This window comes from Klebsiella sp. BIGb0138, from assembly GCF_004342285.1.
Classification (GTDB): Bacteria; Pseudomonadota; Gammaproteobacteria; order Enterobacterales; family Enterobacteriaceae; genus Klebsiella.
Map to the genome: position 1 here is coordinate 108,750 of NZ_SMCV01000002.1, position 17,688 is coordinate 126,437.

The following is a 17,688-nucleotide window of genomic DNA, read 5'->3' on the forward strand; positions in this document are numbered from 1 at the left end:
TCGCCCCTTACGTGTGTTCTGTTCTCCCCGCCGGGCGATAGTTTTCACGCCTCCAGCCGGTTCATCTGGTGAGATGTTCTATAGTTAGAAGGGTTTTGGTACCGCAACGACCATTTTTCAGTAATGAAAACAGGAGACGAGCAATGTCTGATAAGAACCATAAATCACAAAACCACAAAGCGCCCCACGACGCCAGCGAATCGCAACCCGGTCTGGATTCTCTGGCTCCGGATGATCAATCATGGCGCCCGACGCCGCACCCCACGGCGCCCGGGGAAGAACCCAGCGCGCCGGGAAGCCTCAAAGCGCCCGATATCCACAGCCGTAAACTTGACGCGCTGGCTCATCAGCGCAAAGACAGCGAAAACGTCCCCCTGACCACCAATCAAGGGGTACGTATTGCCGACGATCAGAATTCGCTACGCGCGGGGAACCGGGGGCCCACGCTGCTGGAAGACTTTATTCTGCGTGAAAAAATTACCCACTTTGACCATGAGCGGATCCCGGAACGAATCGTCCATGCGCGCGGATCGGCGGCGCACGGTTATTTTCAGCCCTATCGCAACCTGAGCGACGTCACAAAAGCAGATTTCCTCTCCGATCCCGCAAAGAAAACCCCGGTATTCGTACGTTTCTCTACCGTCCAGGGCGGGGCCGGTTCGGCCGATACGGTGCGCGACATTCGCGGCTTCGCCACCAAATTTTATACCGATGAAGGTATTTTTGACCTGGTCGGGAACAACACCCCAATCTTCTTCATCCAGGATGCGCTGAAATTCCCCGATTTTGTGCATGCCGTGAAGCCTGAACCGCACTGGGCTATCCCGCAAGGACAAAGCGCCCATGACACCTTCTGGGATTACGTCTCGCTGCAGCCGGAAACGTTACATAACGTGATGTGGGCGATGTCCGACCGCGGGCTACCGCGCAGCTATCGCACCATGGAAGGCTTTGGCATTCACACTTTCCGCCTGATCAATGCCGACGGTAAGGCCACCTTTGTCCGTTTTCACTGGAAACCGCTGGCCGGGAAAGCCTCTTTACTCTGGGATGAGTCGCAAAAGCTGACCGGTCGGGACCCGGATTTCCATCGCCGCGATCTGTGGGAAGCGATAGAAGCCGGCGATTATCCGGAATATGAGCTGGGCCTGCAGCTGATCCCGGAGGAGGATGAACAGGCGTTTGACTTCGATCTGCTGGATCCCACCAAGCTGATCCCCGAGGCGCTGGTTCCGGTACAGAGGGTCGGAAAAATGGTGCTTAACCGCAATCCGGATAACTTCTTCGCCGAAAATGAACAGGTGGCGTTCCACCCAGGCCATATCGTACCGGGGATAGATTTCAGCAACGACCCGTTACTGCAGGGCCGCCTTTTCTCGTATACCGATACGCAGATTAGCCGTCTGGGCGGGCCTAACTTTCATGAAATCCCGATTAACAAACCCACCTGCCCGTATCACAACTTCCAGCGCGACGGCATGCACCGGATGGATATTGATACCAACCCCGCCAACTACGAGCCGAACTCGATCAACGATAACTGGCCGCGCGAAACGCCCCCGGCCCCTAAGCGCGGCGGTTTTGAGACGTACGCCGAGCGTGTCGACGGTGAGAAAATTCGCCAGCGCAGCCCCTCGTTCGCCGAGTATTACGCCCAGCCGCTGCTGTTCTGGCGCAGCCAGACGCCGATTGAGCAACAGCATATTATCGATGCCTTTAGCTTTGAGTTAAGCAAAGTGGTCCGGGGATGGATCCGTGAACGGGTGGTCGATCAGCTGGCGCACATCGATATCCCGCTGGCGCAGGCCGTCGGCAAAAATTTAGGCATAACGCTCAGCGACGAGCAATGCCAGATCACGCCGCCGCCGGACGTTAACGGTGTGAAAAAGGATCCCAGCCTGAGCCTGTATGCCATCCCCGGCGGGGAGATTAAGGGCCGCGTTGTCGCCGTGTTGCTCAACGAGCGCCCGGCAGCGCACGATGTGCTGACCCTGCTGCAATCCCTGAAGGCGAAAGGCGTTCATGCCAGACTGCTTTATTCACGGATGGGGGAAGCGATCGCCGATGACGGCACGCGGCTGCCTATCGCCGGGACCTTTAGCGGCTCGCCATCGCTGACGGTCGATGCGGTGATCGTCCCGGGCGGCGACTTGTCCCTTCTCAGCAACAGCGGGGAACTGCATTACTACCTGCTGGAGGCTTATAAGCATTTAAAACCGATACTGCTGGCGGGCGACGGTCGCCAGTTTAAGACCCTGCTGCAGGTCGCCAGTCAGGGAGAAGAAGGCCTGGTCGAGACGGACGCCATTGACGCTCCGGCGATGGATACGCTGTTCGCGCTGATGGCGGCGCATCGGGTGTGGTCCCGCGCCGGCAAAACGGCGGCTATTCCTGCCTGATAGCGGAGCGCGGGGCGGGATCCCGTTCAGCGGATGTCAGATCGCACGCGATTCGCTGCACGGGTGAAACCAGGGGAAGCAATGCGCTTCCCTTTAACCCTCGCGCTAAACGTCGCGGTAGGTCCCTAAACGGTACCCGCGCTCGGCAACCGCGTACTTAAGTGACGCCGAGGTCAGCACTTCCAGTTCTGTCAGCCGCGGGTAGCAATAGGCGCTGCCCATGATGGTATTATCAACAAACGCCGGGTGGCACATCACCTCCAGCGACGTCTCTTCACGCTGGAGAGACGCATCAAGGGTTTGCAGAAACAGTGCCTCAGAAATAGCGTCACCGTAAAATTCGCTGGTAAACCCCTCGCTGCTGCGCGCCGCATCCTGCGCCAGGCCGTCACGCTGCGCCAGCTGACGATCGATACGTAGCGCCACCCCGTTTTCCCGGGCGAATGCGGCCACGATCGGGTAAATCGGGGCAATCATATGCACATGGTGATGGCTATCGATATGCGTCGGTTCGCAGCCAAACAGCGCGATAAAACGGCGATACTGGCACACCAGCTCATGCGCAATTTCCTCCAGCGGCAGGCTCCCCTCTTCCGCCATCTGCCAGATCCACTTCCCGAGACGCCCTTCGCGGGTCAGCCCCGGCATCGCCGACAACGGTTCCCCCAGAGTCAGGACAAAATGCATCCCGACCCCCAGCTCCGGCACGCAGCGGCTCAGCTGGGCCGCGTGGCTAATCGCCGCCCCGTTAACCAGCGCCGTTGTCGAGGTGACCAGGCCATTTTTACAGGCTTCAATAATGCCGTAGTTCTGGCCCTTGCTCAGGCCAAAGTCGTCGGCATTAACGATTAACACGCGTTCCATCAGCCGCTCCCGTTACTGTTTCAGTTTCTCAATCGTCGCTGCAAAGTTGGGCAGCCATTTTTCATGCGCAAGAATCATTTCCCGCGCCAGCTGCTCAGCATCGCGGTCAGAGTGAATCAGCGGGCTCAAATTGAGCGCCAGCAGCACATCGTCCAGCTCACCGCTCATCGCCGCCTGGCTGGCCGCCACCTCGAAGCCTTTGATGGTATAAATCAGCCCCAGCACTTTCTCATCGAAATGCGCGATGCGCGGCGTCGGCGTTGCCCCTTCGCGCCCCAACGTACAGGTCATTTCCACCGCCCAGTCCGCGGGGATGTTATCAATATGGCCATGATGCGGAATGTTAACGTAGTGCTCGGCCTGCTTGTCATTGTAGATGGCGTTAATCACCTCGCAGGCCGCATCGGAATAATATGCGCCGCCGCGCAGCTCCAGCTCTTTCGGCTTCACATTCAGATCCGGATTTTTGTACAGCTCAAACAGCTGTTTTTCCACCTTCTGCACCACCTGGGCACGAGCGCCGCCCTTATAGTACTCACCCATTTCAATCGCCAGCATCTCTTTTGGCTTAAAGTAGTACAGCAGATAGGAGCATGGGATCAGGCGCAGCGAACGGATTAGCCCTTCGCTGAACGGCAAATCAAAGATATTTTTCACCGAGTTGGCGCTCAGGCTGCCGGAGGCGACGCCGTCCAGCAGCTCATCAAAGCGCGACTCGCCGTTCACCAGCACATCGCGGACGAACACCAGGTGATTGAGGCCAAACAGATCGATATGCAGTTCATCTTCCGAGGTCAGCTGCAGCACATCGGTAATAAACATTTTCATACCGATCGGAATATTGCACACGCCGATAAAGCGCTTAAAGTCCGTGTGGCGGTACACCGCTTCGGTGACCATTCCCGCCGGGTTGGTAAAGTTGATGATCCAGGCATCCGGGCAGATCTCCTGTACATCCTTGACGATATCAAAAATGACTGGAATGGTACGCAGGCCCTTAAACAGGCCGCCGGCGCCGTTGGTCTCCTGACCGAGATAGCCGTGGCTGAGCGGAATACGCTCGTCTTTCTCGCGCGCCTTCAGCTGGCCCACCCGCAGCTGCGTGGTCACGAAGTCGGCGCCTTCCAGCGCCGCGCGGCGGTCCAGCGTTTTGTAGACCTGCATCGGCACGCCGGCTTTTTCGACCATCCGCTGGCACAGCGCGTGGATAATATCGAGCTTCTCCTGGCCTTCCGCCACATCCACCAGCCACAATTCCGTTACCGGCAGTTCATGATAGCGCTTGAGAAACCCTTCCAGTAACTCCGGGGTATAGCTGCTGCCGCCGCCAATAGTGACAACTTTTAATTTCTGGCTCATTATCTTCTCCCTCGTGGCGCCACGAATTGCACGTAGCCTACTCTCCGTATTAATACGGACAGTTAACTTGAATAGGTCCTGACGCGGAATAATCCGCTCCGGGTTAATTAATACTGGTCAGTTTTTTACGATAATTGCTTGGCGTAAATGAGGTCAGTTTCTTGAATGTTTTAATAAACAGACTTGGGCTACTGTACCCCGACTCGTAGGCAATATCGGTCACTGAATAATTGGTAATTTCCAGCTGCTTCTTGGCGAAATTGATGCGAATATCATTAATTATCTGCATCGGCGTTTTACCATAATAGCGTTGGGTCGCCCGGGTTAAATACTCCTGGGTTTTCCCGGAGAGTTCGACCATCTGCTCCAGCGCCCCTTCGCCAAATTTAAGTTTATCGTGCATATCCTCAACGGTATTTTTCAGCCACTGCGGAATAACATCCTGTGCCGGCTCTTCGCGGTAATGCCGTAAACGGTTAATGGTATAAAACGACACCAGTTCAATAAATTCGTCAAATTCAGTTTCGCGAAAATTCAGCGAAGCGATAACCGACTCGATATAGCTGAGAAAGGTACTTTTGACAGCGTAGACCTGCGAGGCCACCAGGCCAAACGGCAACAGCGGCAAATAGTGTTTCTCGAAGAAACGCTTACTGATGCCAACGTTAAGAATGCGCGTCGCGCCAAAGGCGTAAAAACTTTGGTGGTGCGACCCCATCGGGATAAAGACAAAATCCCCGCGCTCCAGCAGCACCCGTTTGCCATTGATCTCCTGATAATAGCGGCCGGTTAACACGATGGTGTACTCGTAATAATCATGCTGGTGAAGCCCGCTTACGCTTTCTGTTTTGTTATAGATGACCACATGAAAGTTTTTCCCGTTAAACAGCTGCTGTTCCCGCGCGGTACTGATCTCTGTGGTCATCATCTTTGGCTGCCTCATCGTGTTGATGGCCTATTGTACCTTCTCATGCAGCTCAATCAATTCGGCAACCAGCTCACGGGCCAGCATTGAGGTCATCAGATGATCCTGCGCATGAACCAGTACCAGACTGACCTTCATTTTGCCTTCGCCTTCATCGCTTTCAATCAGCTGAGTCTGCACGCGATGCGCTTCACTCAGCGCCATGCGCGACTGTTCCATCATGTTTTTTGCGGCGGCGAAATCCCCCTGCTTGGCCTGCTTCAGCGCGGCATAGGCCAGGCTACGGGCCTGCCCGGAGTTGATAATCAGCCCCATCACCACCTCTTCGAGGTCGTTTTCAGGGGTCTCTACCGCTTCGATATTATCCAGATCAAACATAGTATTCCCTCGTTTCTCAGACGGTACGGGAAGCCTCCCGTACCGCTCGACATCAGAATTTCAGTGCGTTAGCAATATCTTCTTCGCTCTCTTCCTGCTCGATGGTGCTCTGCGCTTTGTTCGAAATCACCACGAACGGCATGTAGACCAGCGTGGCGACCCCGAGGTTGAACAGCGCGACAAACAGCGCAGCGACGCTGCCGTTACTGTTAAAGAAGGCGCCGAGACCGGTAGGCATGGTCCACGGAGCCAGGTTAGTGACCGGTGGAATAATCCCCATGCTATAGGCCGCCAGGGTAATGGCCGCCAGAATCGGTTGAACCAGCACAAACGGTATGAACATCACCGGATTCATGATGATCGGCAGGCCGAACAGAATCGGTTCGTTAATCTGGAAGATACCTGACGGCAGCGCCAGTTTTGCCACCTGACGATGGTCAGCGCGGCGTGAGGCAATAAAGATGGCGATAATCAGGCCTAAAGTCGCACCGGAACCGCCCAGCAGAATGTAGGAGTCGAGCATCGGCTTGGCCCAGAAGTGGAACTGTTTGCCTGCCTCAATCGCCGCATCGACAGAACCGTACTGGTTGTACAGCGCGATGTTTTCCAGCGCCCACGGGGTCATAATCCCATTGTCCAGCGCGGTCAAAGCCAGCGAACCGTGGACCCCGAAGAACCACAGCAGGGAGTTGAAAATGACGTAGGCCCAACCCACCACACTCCCCATCGCCGCCAGCGGCGTCGAAATCGAGTCCATGATGATCTGATGGAAGTTGCTGCCATAGGAGGAGAGGATCCACGAGATAATCCCGAACACCGAGAGGATCAGGAACCCAGGAATCAGCGCCGAGAAGGAGCGGGATACCGATGAAGGCACGCTATCTGGTAAAGTAATCACCCAGTTGCGGCGAATAACGAAAGTAAACAGCTCTGCGACGACCAGACCAATGATCATCCCGGAGATAATATTTTGCCCGCCCAGCCAGTTGGCGCCTACCGCATAGGCCTCACCGACGCTGTACGGCGTCACGGTCATAAATGCCGCCACCGATAATAACCCTGCCGCCAGCGGATCGACCTTACGTTCTTCAGCCAGCGCCATCCCGATAAAGAATGGCGCCATCAACGACATAATGCCTAACGTGCCGTTATAAACATTACCGCCGATGGCTTTAAAGCTATTTAACGTTTCAATGGTTGAGCCATCCAGGCGAACACCCATTGAATAGAAGAAAGAACCTTCACCAAAACTCAGAAATACGTTGTTGATTAATACGAACATGGCCCCCGCGAGGGTCAGCGGCATTAATTTAATAAAGCCGTTTTTAATCGCATTGATGTGCGGTTGCTTTCCTATTTTAACAGCAAAAGGAAGGAGTACCTTTTCAAGCGAGTCAATCACTTTACTCATAGCAAATACCCTTTAAAGCCGTAATTGAATAATTACGGCATGATGTATGAAATTACTCTTTGACGGGAAAATAAACTCTCACCCTGTGCTAACCGGCAATATGATAATGCCGCAGCATGTTACCATTTCACCGGAAACCCAAAAGGCTAGCGAGTTTTAAAATTAAATTATTGTGCAGCAGCTTTCTTAATGGCCGCAACGGCCGCTTTCAGGACACCTAAACCATCGACTTTGCCATACAGCACAGAGTCGATCACTTCCACCGGCTTATTTGACAGCAGCCGTTGAATTTCCGGGAGCATATATGCGATTTGCGGGCCTAATAATACGACATCCGCCTGCGGCCCTTTCTCTCCGGCAAGCGTTTCCGGAAAGGCTTCGATGATGACCGGTACTGCATATTTTTCTGCCTGCGCACGCATTTTCGACACCAGCAGTGAAGTAGACATTCCAGCCGAGCAAAACAAGTAAATGTGTTTCTTTTCCATGAGCGCTTCCTCAATGTGTAAGACCTGGCGGCCTCAGCATCGTCTTATGCCTGACAACCGGGTAAGACGTGTCATCATTCGATGAGTATTGTTTATGCGTTGAGTATACGGCATCGTTCAGGCGCTGGATAATTCCTGGCGAGGCAAAATTGTCTCTCATTGACCTCGCGTTTTGACTACCTTCACATTTCACTCAAATAATTCGCGCAATTAAATAAGCGTCTGTGGACATAAAAAAGCCCGACCTGACGTCGGGCTTTCGTAGAGCTCAGTATGATGTGCTACTTGCTGTTACGCGGGTCGGTGTCGTATTCCGCACAGGTCTGATAGCCGGAGTTCATCACGTGGCCAGTATCGTCAAGCGCCACAAAGTAGGTCTCCATTTTACCATCTCGTTGACCCAGGATGTAGGTCTGACAGGTTCCGCGCGCGTGGATCATGGTTACTTCAGAAGCCGGCTTACCCGCGATCTGCAGGACCTGATCCCGCGACATGCCTTTTTTGACATCTTTCACCACCGGCTGTGTAAACTGGTCAGCGGTACGATCGTAAGCCGTACAGCCAGCCAGCATGGTTAAAACTGCCGCTGCGCCCAAAAATCCTGCTAAGTTCTTGTTCATATTCCGTCCTCTTTTATTCGGCGTGTTAGTAAGCCTGGAATAAATACCGTTATTTTTCAAGCTGAAGGTACAAATGGCCTAAATTTAAGATCTTTCTAATAAAAAAATCCTATGTCATTGATTGCCTTCTTTTGCACCAGTCAAATCTGTGATCCTTGTCGTTTTACCGTCAAAGAGGTAGTTTTAACCCTTAATAGCAGCCAAACAGATTCACTTCCCGGAGGGCGCGATGACGCTACAACAAGAGATTATTCAGGCGCTGGGCGTACAGCCCCAGATTGATGCTGAGGGTGAAATTCGCCGCAGCGTGGATTTTTTAAAGTCGTATTTGCAGACCTACCCTTTTATTAAGTCACTGGTACTCGGGATCAGCGGCGGCCAGGATTCCACTCTGACCGGAAAGCTCTGTCAGCAGGCCATTAATGAACTGCGCGCAGAAACCGGCGATCAAAGTTTGCAGTTTATTGCCGTACGCCTGCCGTATGGTGTCCAGGCGGATGAACAGGACTGCCAGGACGCCATCGCCTTCATCCAGCCGGACCGGGTGCTGACGGTGAATATTAAAGGCGCCGTGCTGGCCAGCGAGCAGGCATTACGTGAAGCAGGCATTGAACTGAGCGACTTCGTTCGCGGCAATGAGAAAGCCCGTGAGCGCATGAAGGCACAGTACAGCATTGCCGGGATGACCAAAGGCGTAGTGGTCGGTACCGACCATGCCGCGGAAGCGGTCACCGGTTTCTTTACCAAGTACGGCGATGGTGGCACCGATATCAACCCGATCTTCCGCCTCAATAAACGCCAGGGCAAGCAGCTGCTGGCGCTGCTTGGCTGCCCGGAGCATCTGTATAAGAAGCTGCCGACCGCCGACCTGGAAGACGATCGTCCATCCCTGCCGGATGAAGTCGCCCTCGGAGTAACCTACGAGAATATTGATGACTATCTGGAAGGCAAAACGCTGGACGAGAAAATCGCCAGCACTATCGAAGGCTGGTATCTGAAAACCGAGCATAAGCGCCGCCCGCCGATTACCGTCTTCGACGACTTCTGGAAAAAATAACTTCTCCCTGCTTTCCCCAACCCCGGCCGCTGCCGGGGTTATTTTTTGCCCTTTTCGCTCCCGGCCCGGCTTGCTATACTGGATAAATAAACAGCACCAGGAGCCTTTGTGGTCAGAAAGCAATCCGCCCCGCGTCTGGAGTTTGAAGCGGCGGCTATCTATGAATATCCCGAACATCTGCGCCCCTGGCTGGAGGCGTTACCCAGGCTGCCGGGCATCTACCTGTTTCACGGCGAGAGCGAAACCCTCCCACTGTATATCGGCAAAAGCGTGAACATCCGCAGCCGGGTGCTTTCACACCTGCGTACGCCGGATGAAGCGGCGATGTTGCGCCAGGCGCGAAGCATCAGCTGGCAACGAACCGCCGGGGAGCTGGGGGCGCTGCTGCTGGAGGCGCAACTTATCAAAGAGCGGCAACCGTTATTCAATAAGCGGCTGCGGCGCAATAAACAGCTGTGCTCGTTACAGCTCGACGCGCTCCGCCCGCAGGTGGTGTATGCCCGCGAGGTGGACTTCTCCCGTCAGAATCATCTGTATGGCCTGTTTGCCAACCGCCGGGCGGCGCTGCAGGCGTTAAAAACGCTCGCTGACGAACATCGTCTGTGCTACGGACTGCTGGGACTGGAGGCACTTAGCCGCGGCCGGGCCTGCTTTCGTTCGGCATTAGGGCGCTGCGCCGGCGCCTGCTGCGGCAAGGAAAGTCTTGCCGCACATCACGAGAGGCTGCAGGCGCAGATGGCCAAAATGCAGGTGGTGTGCTGGCCGTGGCCCGGCCCCGTCGCGCTGGAAGAAACGGGCCCCGATCTCACCCAGTATCACGTCATTTATAACTGGCTGTGGCTGGGCGCGGTGGATACGCTGGCGCAGGCCCAGGCCTTAACGCGCCTGCCGGCTGGCTTTGACCATGATGGCTATAAAATTCTCTGCAAACCGCTATTGAGCGGCCGTTTTACGCTGCATCCGCTGGCGCCATCCGGTTGTTAGCACAAAAAAAACCGCCGATCCTGCCCAATGCCTGTCGGCGTATGTTGGGCAAGACCGGCGGTCTTCATTCCGTGCGCTGAATTACTCAGCAGATGCAGGCATTTTACCTTCCGGCGCTTTGCGGTCTGTCAGATGCTTCTCAAAATTGGCATTGAACTGTTTTTTCTGTTCCGGCGTCAGAATGTTGTAAATCTTGTTCTGGGTCTCGATCCGCGCAAGCGCCATCTCTTTATGCTGCGCTTCCATCTTATCGATTTGCGCTTCCGCCTTCGCTTTATCGAAGGTATCGCTGGCGATCAGCTCATGCATCGCACGGCGTTCGTCAAGGGACGGACGTTTCATGTTGGCGCGCTGGCTTTTCATGATGTCACGGATCTGCTGTTTCTGCGCATCGGTCAGATTCAGCCCTTTAAACATCATATCGTGCTGACCGTGAGGCATACCTTTATGGTGCATCATCGGTTTGCTATCGGTTTGAGTGGTGGTGGTATCCGCAGCGTGAGCCAGGTTAGCCGCACCCAGAGCCAGAGTAGAGGCAACAAACAGAGCAGTAATCTTCTTCATATCGAGTCCTTACTTTAAGTTATTCTTACGGCGCATTGCCGTGTTGACGAGATAAACTTTACGACGTTTATCGTCAATTAGTCAGAGCAAGCGTAAAACAATGAAAGTGTAAAAAACATTTTCTCGCCAATTGTGGAGAAAATAAGGAAATTAAGGAGATAATTGCAACTAAAAATATATAAGAGAGTGTTTTATAAAGAAATTATTAGGATTATAAAACACGAGGGATTAAAAATAAAGCATTTAACCAGGAATAATCTGCAATCAATACTAAAGGCACAAAAAAAATAAGGTGCGCGAGGTAGACACCGGCCGGAGAATTAACGCCGCCGCGCGGGCGAGCGGCAGCGATATTTTACGTACGGAGCGACGGTAAGCGCTCCAGCATCAATCCCGCCCGCAGCCCCAGCGCCACCGACGGATTAGGAAACAGGACAAATTCCTCTGCTTTCTCCACCACATAGCGGGTATCGCCATCTTCAGCCAGTAAGGTCCCGGCCTTAAAGGCGGTAAAATTGAGCGTCTGCGCCGACATATGCAGGCGGAAATGTTCACTGCTGCGGGTGATTTGCTGCACCACCTGATAACGCAGCGGACCCGGCCCCTCCTCAACCACCGCCAGATCGCCCACCAGCAAACGCATCAGCGCGCGCTGGGTGGCGGCAAACTGGTGCAGATCGTTATCACCAAACGGCAGCGCTTTCCCCAGTTCCAGCGTGCAGGAGAGCGCGGCGAAACGCGCGCAGCTAAAATGGGTAAACGTTCCCGCGGGCTGGCGGTGGAAAACCAGTGCCTCCAGCCCGGCGGCGCCCAGCCAGCTGAGAAATCCCTCGTTCCATGGCTCCTCCCTTACCGGAAGCACGCCAAAACGGGTGTGATGCGAGCCGCGGATGGCGGTATGCAGATCGAGATGCCAGCGAGTGTCGTCCGCGGCGCGATAAAAGCGCGTCAGCGCCCGCTCCAGCTGACGCGCTCTTATCGTTTCATCGCTGGCGGGAAATGTTTGCCAGCGCCCGCCAAACATCCGGTTCATATCGCTATCCAGATAGCGCTTATTCTCCCGTAACGCCTGCGGGTTGCCAAAAATCACCAGCAGACGCCAGCGCAGAGGGAGCGCCCCGCTAAACAGCTGCTGGAGCAAGAGATGGGTCATTTCTACCGGCGCGGTTTCATTGCCATGAATGCCTGATGACAGCACTAACGACCGCTCGCAGCGCGCGTGCGGCGTCAGCTGCAGGATGCCGCAATCGAGCCAGTGCCAGCGAAAATGCGCCGTTTCACCGTGAAAATGGTGGGGCAGACGCCCCGCCAGAGTTAATGCCAGAAAGTCGTCCACGACGCCTCCTTGATACCGAAAACCGTAACTAGTGCTGAAACGGATAAACCGAGCCGAGCTGCAGAATTTGCGTCAGCCGGTCGAGGGCCTCACGCCCTTCGTTGAGCAACTGTGGATCCGCCAGATCCGCCTGGGTCAGACGATCGCGATAGTAGCGTTCGACCCAGTCGTTCAGCGTCGCAAACAGCGCGTCGGTCATAAATACCGCTGGATTAACAGCCCGCCGCTCCTCTTCGGTCAGCACCACTCTCAGGCGCAGACAGGCCGGACCGCCGCCGTTGGCCATGCTTTCGCGCAGATCGTAAACCTGCAGTTCATCAATCGGGTTATCTTCCGCCAGCAGCCCGTTCAGATAGCGCCAGACCGCGGCATGCTCTTGCGCCTCCCGGGGCAGAATCAACCGCATCGCGCCATCGGGCTTACTCAACAGCTGGCTGTTAAACAGATAGGTCGCCACCGCCTCTTCTACCGTCACCGCGCTGGCCGGCACGACAACGGGGGTAAACCCCGGCACCCGTTCGGCAAGCTGGCGCAGCAGCTGCGGCTGATCGACAAACGCCTGCTGATGACAAAACAGGACCTGCTGATTGCTCACCGCAATGACATCATTGTGAAATACGCCTTTGTCGATGACCGCCGGATTCTGTCGGGCAAAAATCAGCTGCCGCGGATTCACCTGATTCAGCCGCGCTACCGCCTGGCTGGCTTCCAGCGTCTGTCTGGCCGGGTAGCGCTGCGGTATGCCCTCGCCGCCCTGCTGGCGACCATAAACAAACAGCTGGACGCCCGGTGCGCCATACTCGCCGCCCAGCCGGTTATGGTTTGCCGCCCCTTCGTCGCCAAACAGCGCGACCTGCGGAAGCGCCGGATGGACGGCAAAGCGCTGCTCATCGGGAAAGAGCGCGCGCAGCAACGCTTCGGTGGTTGACGCTTCGCTGGCGCGGTGGAATTTGTCATTCAGATTGGCCACGGTGAGGTGTACCCGGCCGTCCAGCGAGTCGGCGGACGGCGACACCGTCGCCGCGTTGGCCACCCACATTGAGGAAGCAGAGCTGACCGCCGATAGCAGATCCGGGGCCTGCTGCGCCGCCTTTTCGAGGATCTGCGGGTCGCTGCCGCTAAAACCAAGCTGGCGCAACAGCGGCACATTCGGCCGTTCCTGCGGGGGGATCAGCGCCTGCGGATACCCGGCATCCGCCAGCGCCTTCATTTTCTTCAGCCCCTGTTTCGCCGCCAGCTGCGGATTGGAAACCCGGTAGCGATGGCGGATCGATGCTTCGTTGCCAAAAGAGAGCCCGGCGTAGTGGTGGGTCAGGCCGGGCAGACCGTCAAAGTTGACCTCCCAGGCTTTCATCGCGCGGACTCCTGCTGAAAGTCGAGACCCGGGCTCAGCGTTTCCGGCAGCGTCAGTTCCGCCGTCTCCAGGCTGGCCATCGGCCACGCGCAATAATCGGCCGCATACCACGCCCCCGGACGGTGGTTGCCGGATGCCCCGGTTCCGCCAAACGGGGCGGTGCTGGCCGCGCCGGTCAGCGGCTTATTCCAGTTGACGATCCCGGCCCGGGCTTCCAGCAGCAGGCGCTCGAATTTCTCACGCTCGGCGGAGATCAGCCCACATGAAAGCCCGAAGCGGGTGGCATTCGCCCGGGCGATCGCTTCATCAAAATTGTCATAGCGCCAGACGCAGAGCAGCGGCCCAAAGACTTCCTCATCGGCCACTTCTGCCACGTCGCTCATCTCAATGATCCCCGGGGTCAGTAATGAGGTCCCGGCCTGCAGCAGCCGCGGCTCAAGCAGCGTTTTCCCACCGTTGGCCACATGCCGCAGCCAGGCCTGGTGGACTTTTTGCGCCGCCTGCGGGGAGATCAGGCCGCCAAGGAACGGCTGCGGCGAGGCATCCCATCGGCCGGGAATCAATCGCTGTGACACTGTCACTAGTCGTGCAAGAAACGCATCGCCCGCGGCCCCCCGTTTCACCAACAGGCGACGCGCGCAGGTACAGCGCTGGCCGGCGGTGATAAACGCCGACTGAATCGTCAGGTGTACGGCGGCATCAATATTCTGCGGTTCATCGACAATCAGCGGATTATTGCCCCCCATTTCGAGCGCGAGGATCTTCTCCGGCTGTCCGGCAAGCTGGCGATGCAGCTGAAAACCGGTCGCCGAGCTGCCGGTAAACAGCAGCCCGTCGATGTCCGGCTGGGCGCTCAGCGCCTCGCCGGTTTCCCGCCCTCCCTGCAATAAGTTGAGTACCCCCGCCGGGAGTCCCGCTTCCGCCCACAGCTTCACCACCGCCTCACCGCTTTGCGGCGTCAGCTCGCTGGGCTTAAACACCAGCGTGTTGCCTGCCAGCAGCGCCGGCACGATATGGCCATTGGGCAGATGACCGGGAAAATTGTAGGGGCCAAATACCGCCAGCACGCCGTGCGGACGATGGCGTAGCGTCGCCGCGCCGTCGCCCATGGCGGTATGCGCTTCGCCGGTGCGGCTATGGTAGGCTTTCACCGAAATAGCGATTTTGTTAATCATCGCGCCGATTTCCGTCGCCGCTTCCCACTGCGGCTTCCCGGTTTCTCCGGCGATGATGGCCGTCAGCTCCGTTTTGTGCGCCTCGAGCAGCGCGGCAAATTTTTCGGCAATCGCCTGGCGCACGCTAAACGGCTGTCTGGCCCACCCCGGAAAAGCCCGACGCGCGGCGCTGACCGCCTGGGCAACCTGTGCGGCATCGGCATCGTTGCCCTGCCACAGCAGCGCCTGGCTAACCGGGTTAGTTTTCGTGCGCGCCGGGCCATGTCCGCTCTGCCAGTCGCCGTTAATCCATAAACTCATGATTTTTTCTCCTCCGGGATCAGACGAACCAGCCGCAGACGGTCGCCGACGTGACATTTCAGGGCATCCAGTTCGCGGGCACTTAATAACAAACGATCGGTATCCGGGTCGGCATGGACCAGCGTGGCGCGAAATTGCTGATACTGCTCATTAGCAACCAGACAAAGCGGCCATTCCCCCGGCGCCGGCTGCCCTTCGGCCACCGTCACCAGACGGCTTTTCCGAATCGCCCGCACCCGGTCAATATCGCACTCCAGCGTCGGGCCGCCGTCGAAAATATCGATATAGTTACGATAACGGAAACCTTCTTTCTCCAGCACCGCGCGGGCCGGCGCCGTTTGCGGATGCACCTCACCAATCACCGCCCGCGCCTCATCAGATAAGAAGTCGATATACAGCGGATGTTTTGGCATCAGTGCGGCAATAAACGCTTTTTGCCCGGTCCCGCACAGATAGTCGGCGCGCGAAAATTCCATCGCAAAGAAACGTTTGCCCAGGCTTTCCCAGAACGGAGAGTAGCCGTGTTCGTCAATCACGCCGCGCATCTCCGCCACCACTTTTTCGTTAAAGCGCTCACGGAAGGCGGCCATAAACATAAAGCGCGATTTCGACAGCAGATAGCCGTTGCCCTCTTTCCGCCACGCCGGGTCAAGAAACAGCGTACACAGCTCGCTGCTGCCGGTGTGATCGTTACTGAGAAACAGCGTCGGCAGCGCGTTGTAAACGTTCAGCTCTTTCGAGGCGTGGACCTGAGTCCCGACGCGATAGTTATACCAGGGATCGTTCAGCCCTACCGCGACCTCGATGGCGCAAATGCCGACCACCGCGCCGCTGACGCTATCTTCAAGAACAAAGACGTAGCCCTGTTCGCTTTTTGGCAGTTCCCCTCGCCAGGTTTTCTGCGAACGTTCAATCCGCGCCGCCAGCGTCTCTTCATCAGCGGGCAGCGACGTCAGCCCGCCGCCGGTTTCGCCGGCCAGGGCCAGCAGGCCAGCCAGATCCTCTGCTGCAACCGGACGGATCACCATCATGATGACACTCCCGCAAGAAAGTGGCGGCAGGCCAGTTCAAAACGATCCAGCCCGCTCTTCACCTCTTCCTCGCTGACAATCAACGCCGGCGCGAAACGCACCACGTTGGCGCCGGCAATCAAAATCATCACTCCGTCTTCCGCCGCCTGAGTACTGATGGCCTTCGCTTTACCGGCATACTCGTCGTTCAGCACGCAGCCGATCAGCAGCCCCAGGCCGCGGATCTCTTTGAACAGGCCATAGCGGGCGTTAATGGCGCTCAGCCGTTCGCTAAACCACTGATGACGCTGCTTCACGCCATTCAATACCGCCGGCGTATTGACGATAGAGAGCACTTCTCCGGCCACCGCGCTGGCCAGCGGGTTACCGCCGTAGGTGGTGCCATGTGTCCCGACCGTCATCACGCTGGCGCAGCTTTCCGTCGCCAGCAGCGCGCCGATCGGGAAACCGCCGCCCAGCGCTTTCGCCGTCGACAGCACATCCGGCGTGACGCCATAGTGCATATACGCATACAGCTCGCCGGTACGGCCAACCCCGGTCTGGACTTCATCAAAAATCAGCAGCGCATGGTGGGCATCGCACAGTTCACGCAGACCGCGCAGGAAAGCCGGGTCCGCTGGCACCACGCCCCCTTCACCCTGCATGGGCTCAACGATCACCGCGCAGGTGTTGTCATCGATAAGCGCGCGGGCTGATTCGAGATCGTTGTAAACGGCATGTTGGATCTGCGGCGGCAGTGGAGCAAAATCCTGAGAATAGGCCGGCTGGCCGCCCGCGGAGACGGTAAACAACGTCCGACCATGGAAGGCGTTTTTGAACGCGACGATCCCGCTTTTATGGCTACCGAAACGATCGTGGGCGTATTTACGCGCCAGCTTAAGCGCCGCTTCGTTAGCCTCGGCGCCGGAGTTACAGAAGAAGACGCGATCGGCGAAGGTCGCGTCGATCAGCTGTTTCGCCAGACGCAGAACCGGCTCATTGGTATAACCGTTGCCGGTGTGCCAGAATTTCCCGGCTTGTTCCGTCAGCGCGTTAATCAACTGCGGATTGGCGTGCCCCAGGGCATTGACCGCAATGCCGCCGGCAAAATCGATATACTCTTTTCCCTGCTGATCCCACAGGCGTGAACCCTCACCGCGTACCGGAATAAAAGCCGCCGGCGCGTATACCGGCATCATCCATTCATCAAAGTTGCTACGCGTAATTGTCTGAGACATATCGACCTCTTCCGGTAAATAAAAAGTATGAATAATGTTAAAAATTATGGGTTATTACGCTGTAAATGTAGATTGCACGCTTCGTGCCAGCCAGAGGTAAAAATGCATAAACCGAGATTGATCACGAAATATCAACGAGTTACAGACATGATCTATGCAATTCAAATGCATAAATAGTGAATAAATATCCGATAAAGGGGCGATAACAGTGAATAAATCAGAAAGG

The 17,688-nt window shown here is 56.3% G+C and carries 16 protein-coding genes; 3 read left to right on the forward strand and 13 right to left on the reverse strand.

Features of this window, described 5'->3' with window-relative positions:
- Window positions 1-143: 143 nt before the first annotated feature.
- Window positions 144-2,399: a catalase HPII gene (gene katE, locus EDF73_RS04940; protein ID WP_132726556.1), complete on the forward strand. Its 2,256-nt coding sequence runs from the start codon at window positions 144-146 to the stop codon at window positions 2,397-2,399.
- A gap of 105 nt (window positions 2,400-2,504) precedes the next feature.
- Here the strand turns inward: katE and chbG are convergent, their stop codons facing one another.
- The 7 genes from chbG to osmE form a co-directional block, all read right to left on the reverse strand.
- Window positions 2,505-3,263, reverse strand: a complete 759-nt coding sequence (gene chbG / locus EDF73_RS04945) for a chitin disaccharide deacetylase (protein ID WP_132726558.1) — start codon at window positions 3,261-3,263, stop codon at window positions 2,505-2,507.
- Between the two features lie 12 nt (window positions 3,264-3,275).
- Window positions 3,276-4,622, reverse strand: coding sequence for a 6-phospho-beta-glucosidase (locus EDF73_RS04950; protein WP_132726561.1), 1,347 nt, complete (start codon window positions 4,620-4,622; stop codon window positions 3,276-3,278).
- A gap of 103 nt (window positions 4,623-4,725) precedes the next feature.
- Window positions 4,726-5,565: a transcriptional regulator ChbR gene (gene chbR, locus EDF73_RS04955; RefSeq protein ID WP_279387978.1), complete on the reverse strand. Its 840-nt coding sequence runs from the start codon at window positions 5,563-5,565 to the stop codon at window positions 4,726-4,728.
- Window positions 5,566-5,577: 12 nt separating this feature from the next.
- Complete coding sequence (gene chbA, locus EDF73_RS04960) at window positions 5,578-5,925, reverse strand: PTS N,N'-diacetylchitobiose transporter subunit IIA (protein ID WP_132726567.1); 348 nt, start codon at window positions 5,923-5,925, stop codon at window positions 5,578-5,580.
- Between the two features lie 52 nt (window positions 5,926-5,977).
- The gene (chbC, locus tag EDF73_RS04965; protein WP_132726570.1) at window positions 5,978-7,336 is read right to left on the reverse strand and encodes a PTS N,N'-diacetylchitobiose transporter subunit IIC; all 1,359 of its coding nucleotides are present in this window, start codon (window positions 7,334-7,336) and stop codon (window positions 5,978-5,980) included.
- Between the two features lie 167 nt (window positions 7,337-7,503).
- Window positions 7,504-7,824 (reverse strand): PTS N,N'-diacetylchitobiose transporter subunit IIB, encoded by a 321-nt coding sequence (gene chbB, locus EDF73_RS04970; RefSeq protein ID WP_132726573.1) that lies wholly within the window; start codon window positions 7,822-7,824, stop codon window positions 7,504-7,506.
- A gap of 281 nt (window positions 7,825-8,105) precedes the next feature.
- Window positions 8,106-8,444 (reverse strand): osmotically-inducible lipoprotein OsmE, encoded by a 339-nt coding sequence (osmE, locus tag EDF73_RS04975; protein WP_132726575.1) that lies wholly within the window; start codon window positions 8,442-8,444, stop codon window positions 8,106-8,108.
- 229 nt (window positions 8,445-8,673) lie between these two features.
- Here osmE and nadE point away from each other — a divergent pair, with 229 nt between their 5' ends.
- The gene (gene nadE, locus EDF73_RS04980; RefSeq protein WP_132726578.1) at window positions 8,674-9,501 is read left to right on the forward strand and encodes an ammonia-dependent NAD(+) synthetase; all 828 of its coding nucleotides are present in this window, start codon (window positions 8,674-8,676) and stop codon (window positions 9,499-9,501) included.
- A 108-nt stretch (window positions 9,502-9,609) separates the two neighbouring features.
- On the forward strand, window positions 9,610-10,485 hold the full coding sequence (cho, locus tag EDF73_RS04985; protein WP_132726581.1) for an excinuclease Cho: 876 nt from the start codon (window positions 9,610-9,612) through the stop codon (window positions 10,483-10,485).
- Between the two features lie 81 nt (window positions 10,486-10,566).
- Here cho and spy read toward each other — a convergent pair whose 3' ends face one another.
- The 6 genes from spy to EDF73_RS05015 all read right to left on the reverse strand — a co-directional run bounded on the left by spy (window position 10,567) and on the right by EDF73_RS05015 (window position 17,462).
- The gene (spy, locus tag EDF73_RS04990; protein ID WP_132726583.1) at window positions 10,567-11,049 is read right to left on the reverse strand and encodes an ATP-independent periplasmic protein-refolding chaperone Spy; all 483 of its coding nucleotides are present in this window, start codon (window positions 11,047-11,049) and stop codon (window positions 10,567-10,569) included.
- A 355-nt stretch (window positions 11,050-11,404) separates the two neighbouring features.
- Window positions 11,405-12,385, reverse strand: coding sequence for a succinylglutamate desuccinylase (gene astE, locus EDF73_RS04995; RefSeq protein ID WP_132726586.1), 981 nt, complete (start codon window positions 12,383-12,385; stop codon window positions 11,405-11,407).
- Between the two features lie 28 nt (window positions 12,386-12,413).
- Entirely contained in the window at window positions 12,414-13,739 is a 1,326-nt protein-coding gene (gene astB / locus EDF73_RS05000; RefSeq protein ID WP_132726589.1) for an N-succinylarginine dihydrolase, read from the reverse strand.
- Window positions 13,736-15,214 (reverse strand): succinylglutamate-semialdehyde dehydrogenase, encoded by a 1,479-nt coding sequence (gene astD / locus EDF73_RS05005; RefSeq protein WP_132726592.1) that lies wholly within the window; start codon window positions 15,212-15,214, stop codon window positions 13,736-13,738. The genes astB and astD overlap by 4 nt, the downstream gene beginning before the upstream one ends.
- On the reverse strand, window positions 15,211-16,245 hold the full coding sequence (astA, locus tag EDF73_RS05010) for an arginine N-succinyltransferase (protein ID WP_132726595.1): 1,035 nt from the start codon (window positions 16,243-16,245) through the stop codon (window positions 15,211-15,213). Before astA ends, astD begins: the two co-directional genes overlap by 4 nt.
- Complete coding sequence (locus EDF73_RS05015) at window positions 16,242-17,462, reverse strand: aspartate aminotransferase family protein (protein WP_132726598.1); 1,221 nt, start codon at window positions 17,460-17,462, stop codon at window positions 16,242-16,244. Before EDF73_RS05015 ends, astA begins: the two co-directional genes overlap by 4 nt.
- Between the last annotated feature and the right edge of the window lie 226 nt (window positions 17,463-17,688).

What these genes read in the sequence shown, in the direction of transcription:
- katE (WP_132726556.1), top strand. Translation starts at nt 144, where the DNA reads ATGTCTGATAAGAACCATAAATCACAAAACCACAAAGCGCCCCACGAC.
- chbG (WP_132726558.1), bottom strand. Translation starts at nt 3,263, where the DNA reads ATGGAACGCGTGTTAATCGTTAATGCCGACGACTTTGGCCTGAGCAAG.
- EDF73_RS04950 (WP_132726561.1), bottom strand. Translation starts at nt 4,622, where the DNA reads ATGAGCCAGAAATTAAAAGTTGTCACTATTGGCGGCGGCAGCAGCTAT.
- chbR (WP_279387978.1), bottom strand. Translation starts at nt 5,565, where the DNA reads ATGAGGCAGCCAAAGATGATGACCACAGAGATCAGTACCGCGCGGGAA.
- chbA (WP_132726567.1), bottom strand. Translation starts at nt 5,925, where the DNA reads ATGTTTGATCTGGATAATATCGAAGCGGTAGAGACCCCTGAAAACGAC.
- chbC (WP_132726570.1), bottom strand. Translation starts at nt 7,336, where the DNA reads ATGAGTAAAGTGATTGACTCGCTTGAAAAGGTACTCCTTCCTTTTGCT.
- chbB (WP_132726573.1), bottom strand. Translation starts at nt 7,824, where the DNA reads ATGGAAAAGAAACACATTTACTTGTTTTGCTCGGCTGGAATGTCTACT.
- osmE (WP_132726575.1), bottom strand. Translation starts at nt 8,444, where the DNA reads ATGAACAAGAACTTAGCAGGATTTTTGGGCGCAGCGGCAGTTTTAACC.
- nadE (WP_132726578.1), top strand. Translation starts at nt 8,674, where the DNA reads ATGACGCTACAACAAGAGATTATTCAGGCGCTGGGCGTACAGCCCCAG.
- spy (WP_132726583.1), bottom strand. Translation starts at nt 11,049, where the DNA reads ATGAAGAAGATTACTGCTCTGTTTGTTGCCTCTACTCTGGCTCTGGGT.
- astB (WP_132726589.1), bottom strand. Translation starts at nt 13,739, where the DNA reads ATGAAAGCCTGGGAGGTCAACTTTGACGGTCTGCCCGGCCTGACCCAC.
- astD (WP_132726592.1), bottom strand. Translation starts at nt 15,214, where the DNA reads ATGAGTTTATGGATTAACGGCGACTGGCAGAGCGGACATGGCCCGGCG.
- astA (WP_132726595.1), bottom strand. Translation starts at nt 16,245, where the DNA reads ATGATGGTGATCCGTCCGGTTGCAGCAGAGGATCTGGCTGGCCTGCTG.
- EDF73_RS05015 (WP_132726598.1), bottom strand. Translation starts at nt 17,462, where the DNA reads ATGTCTCAGACAATTACGCGTAGCAACTTTGATGAATGGATGATGCCG.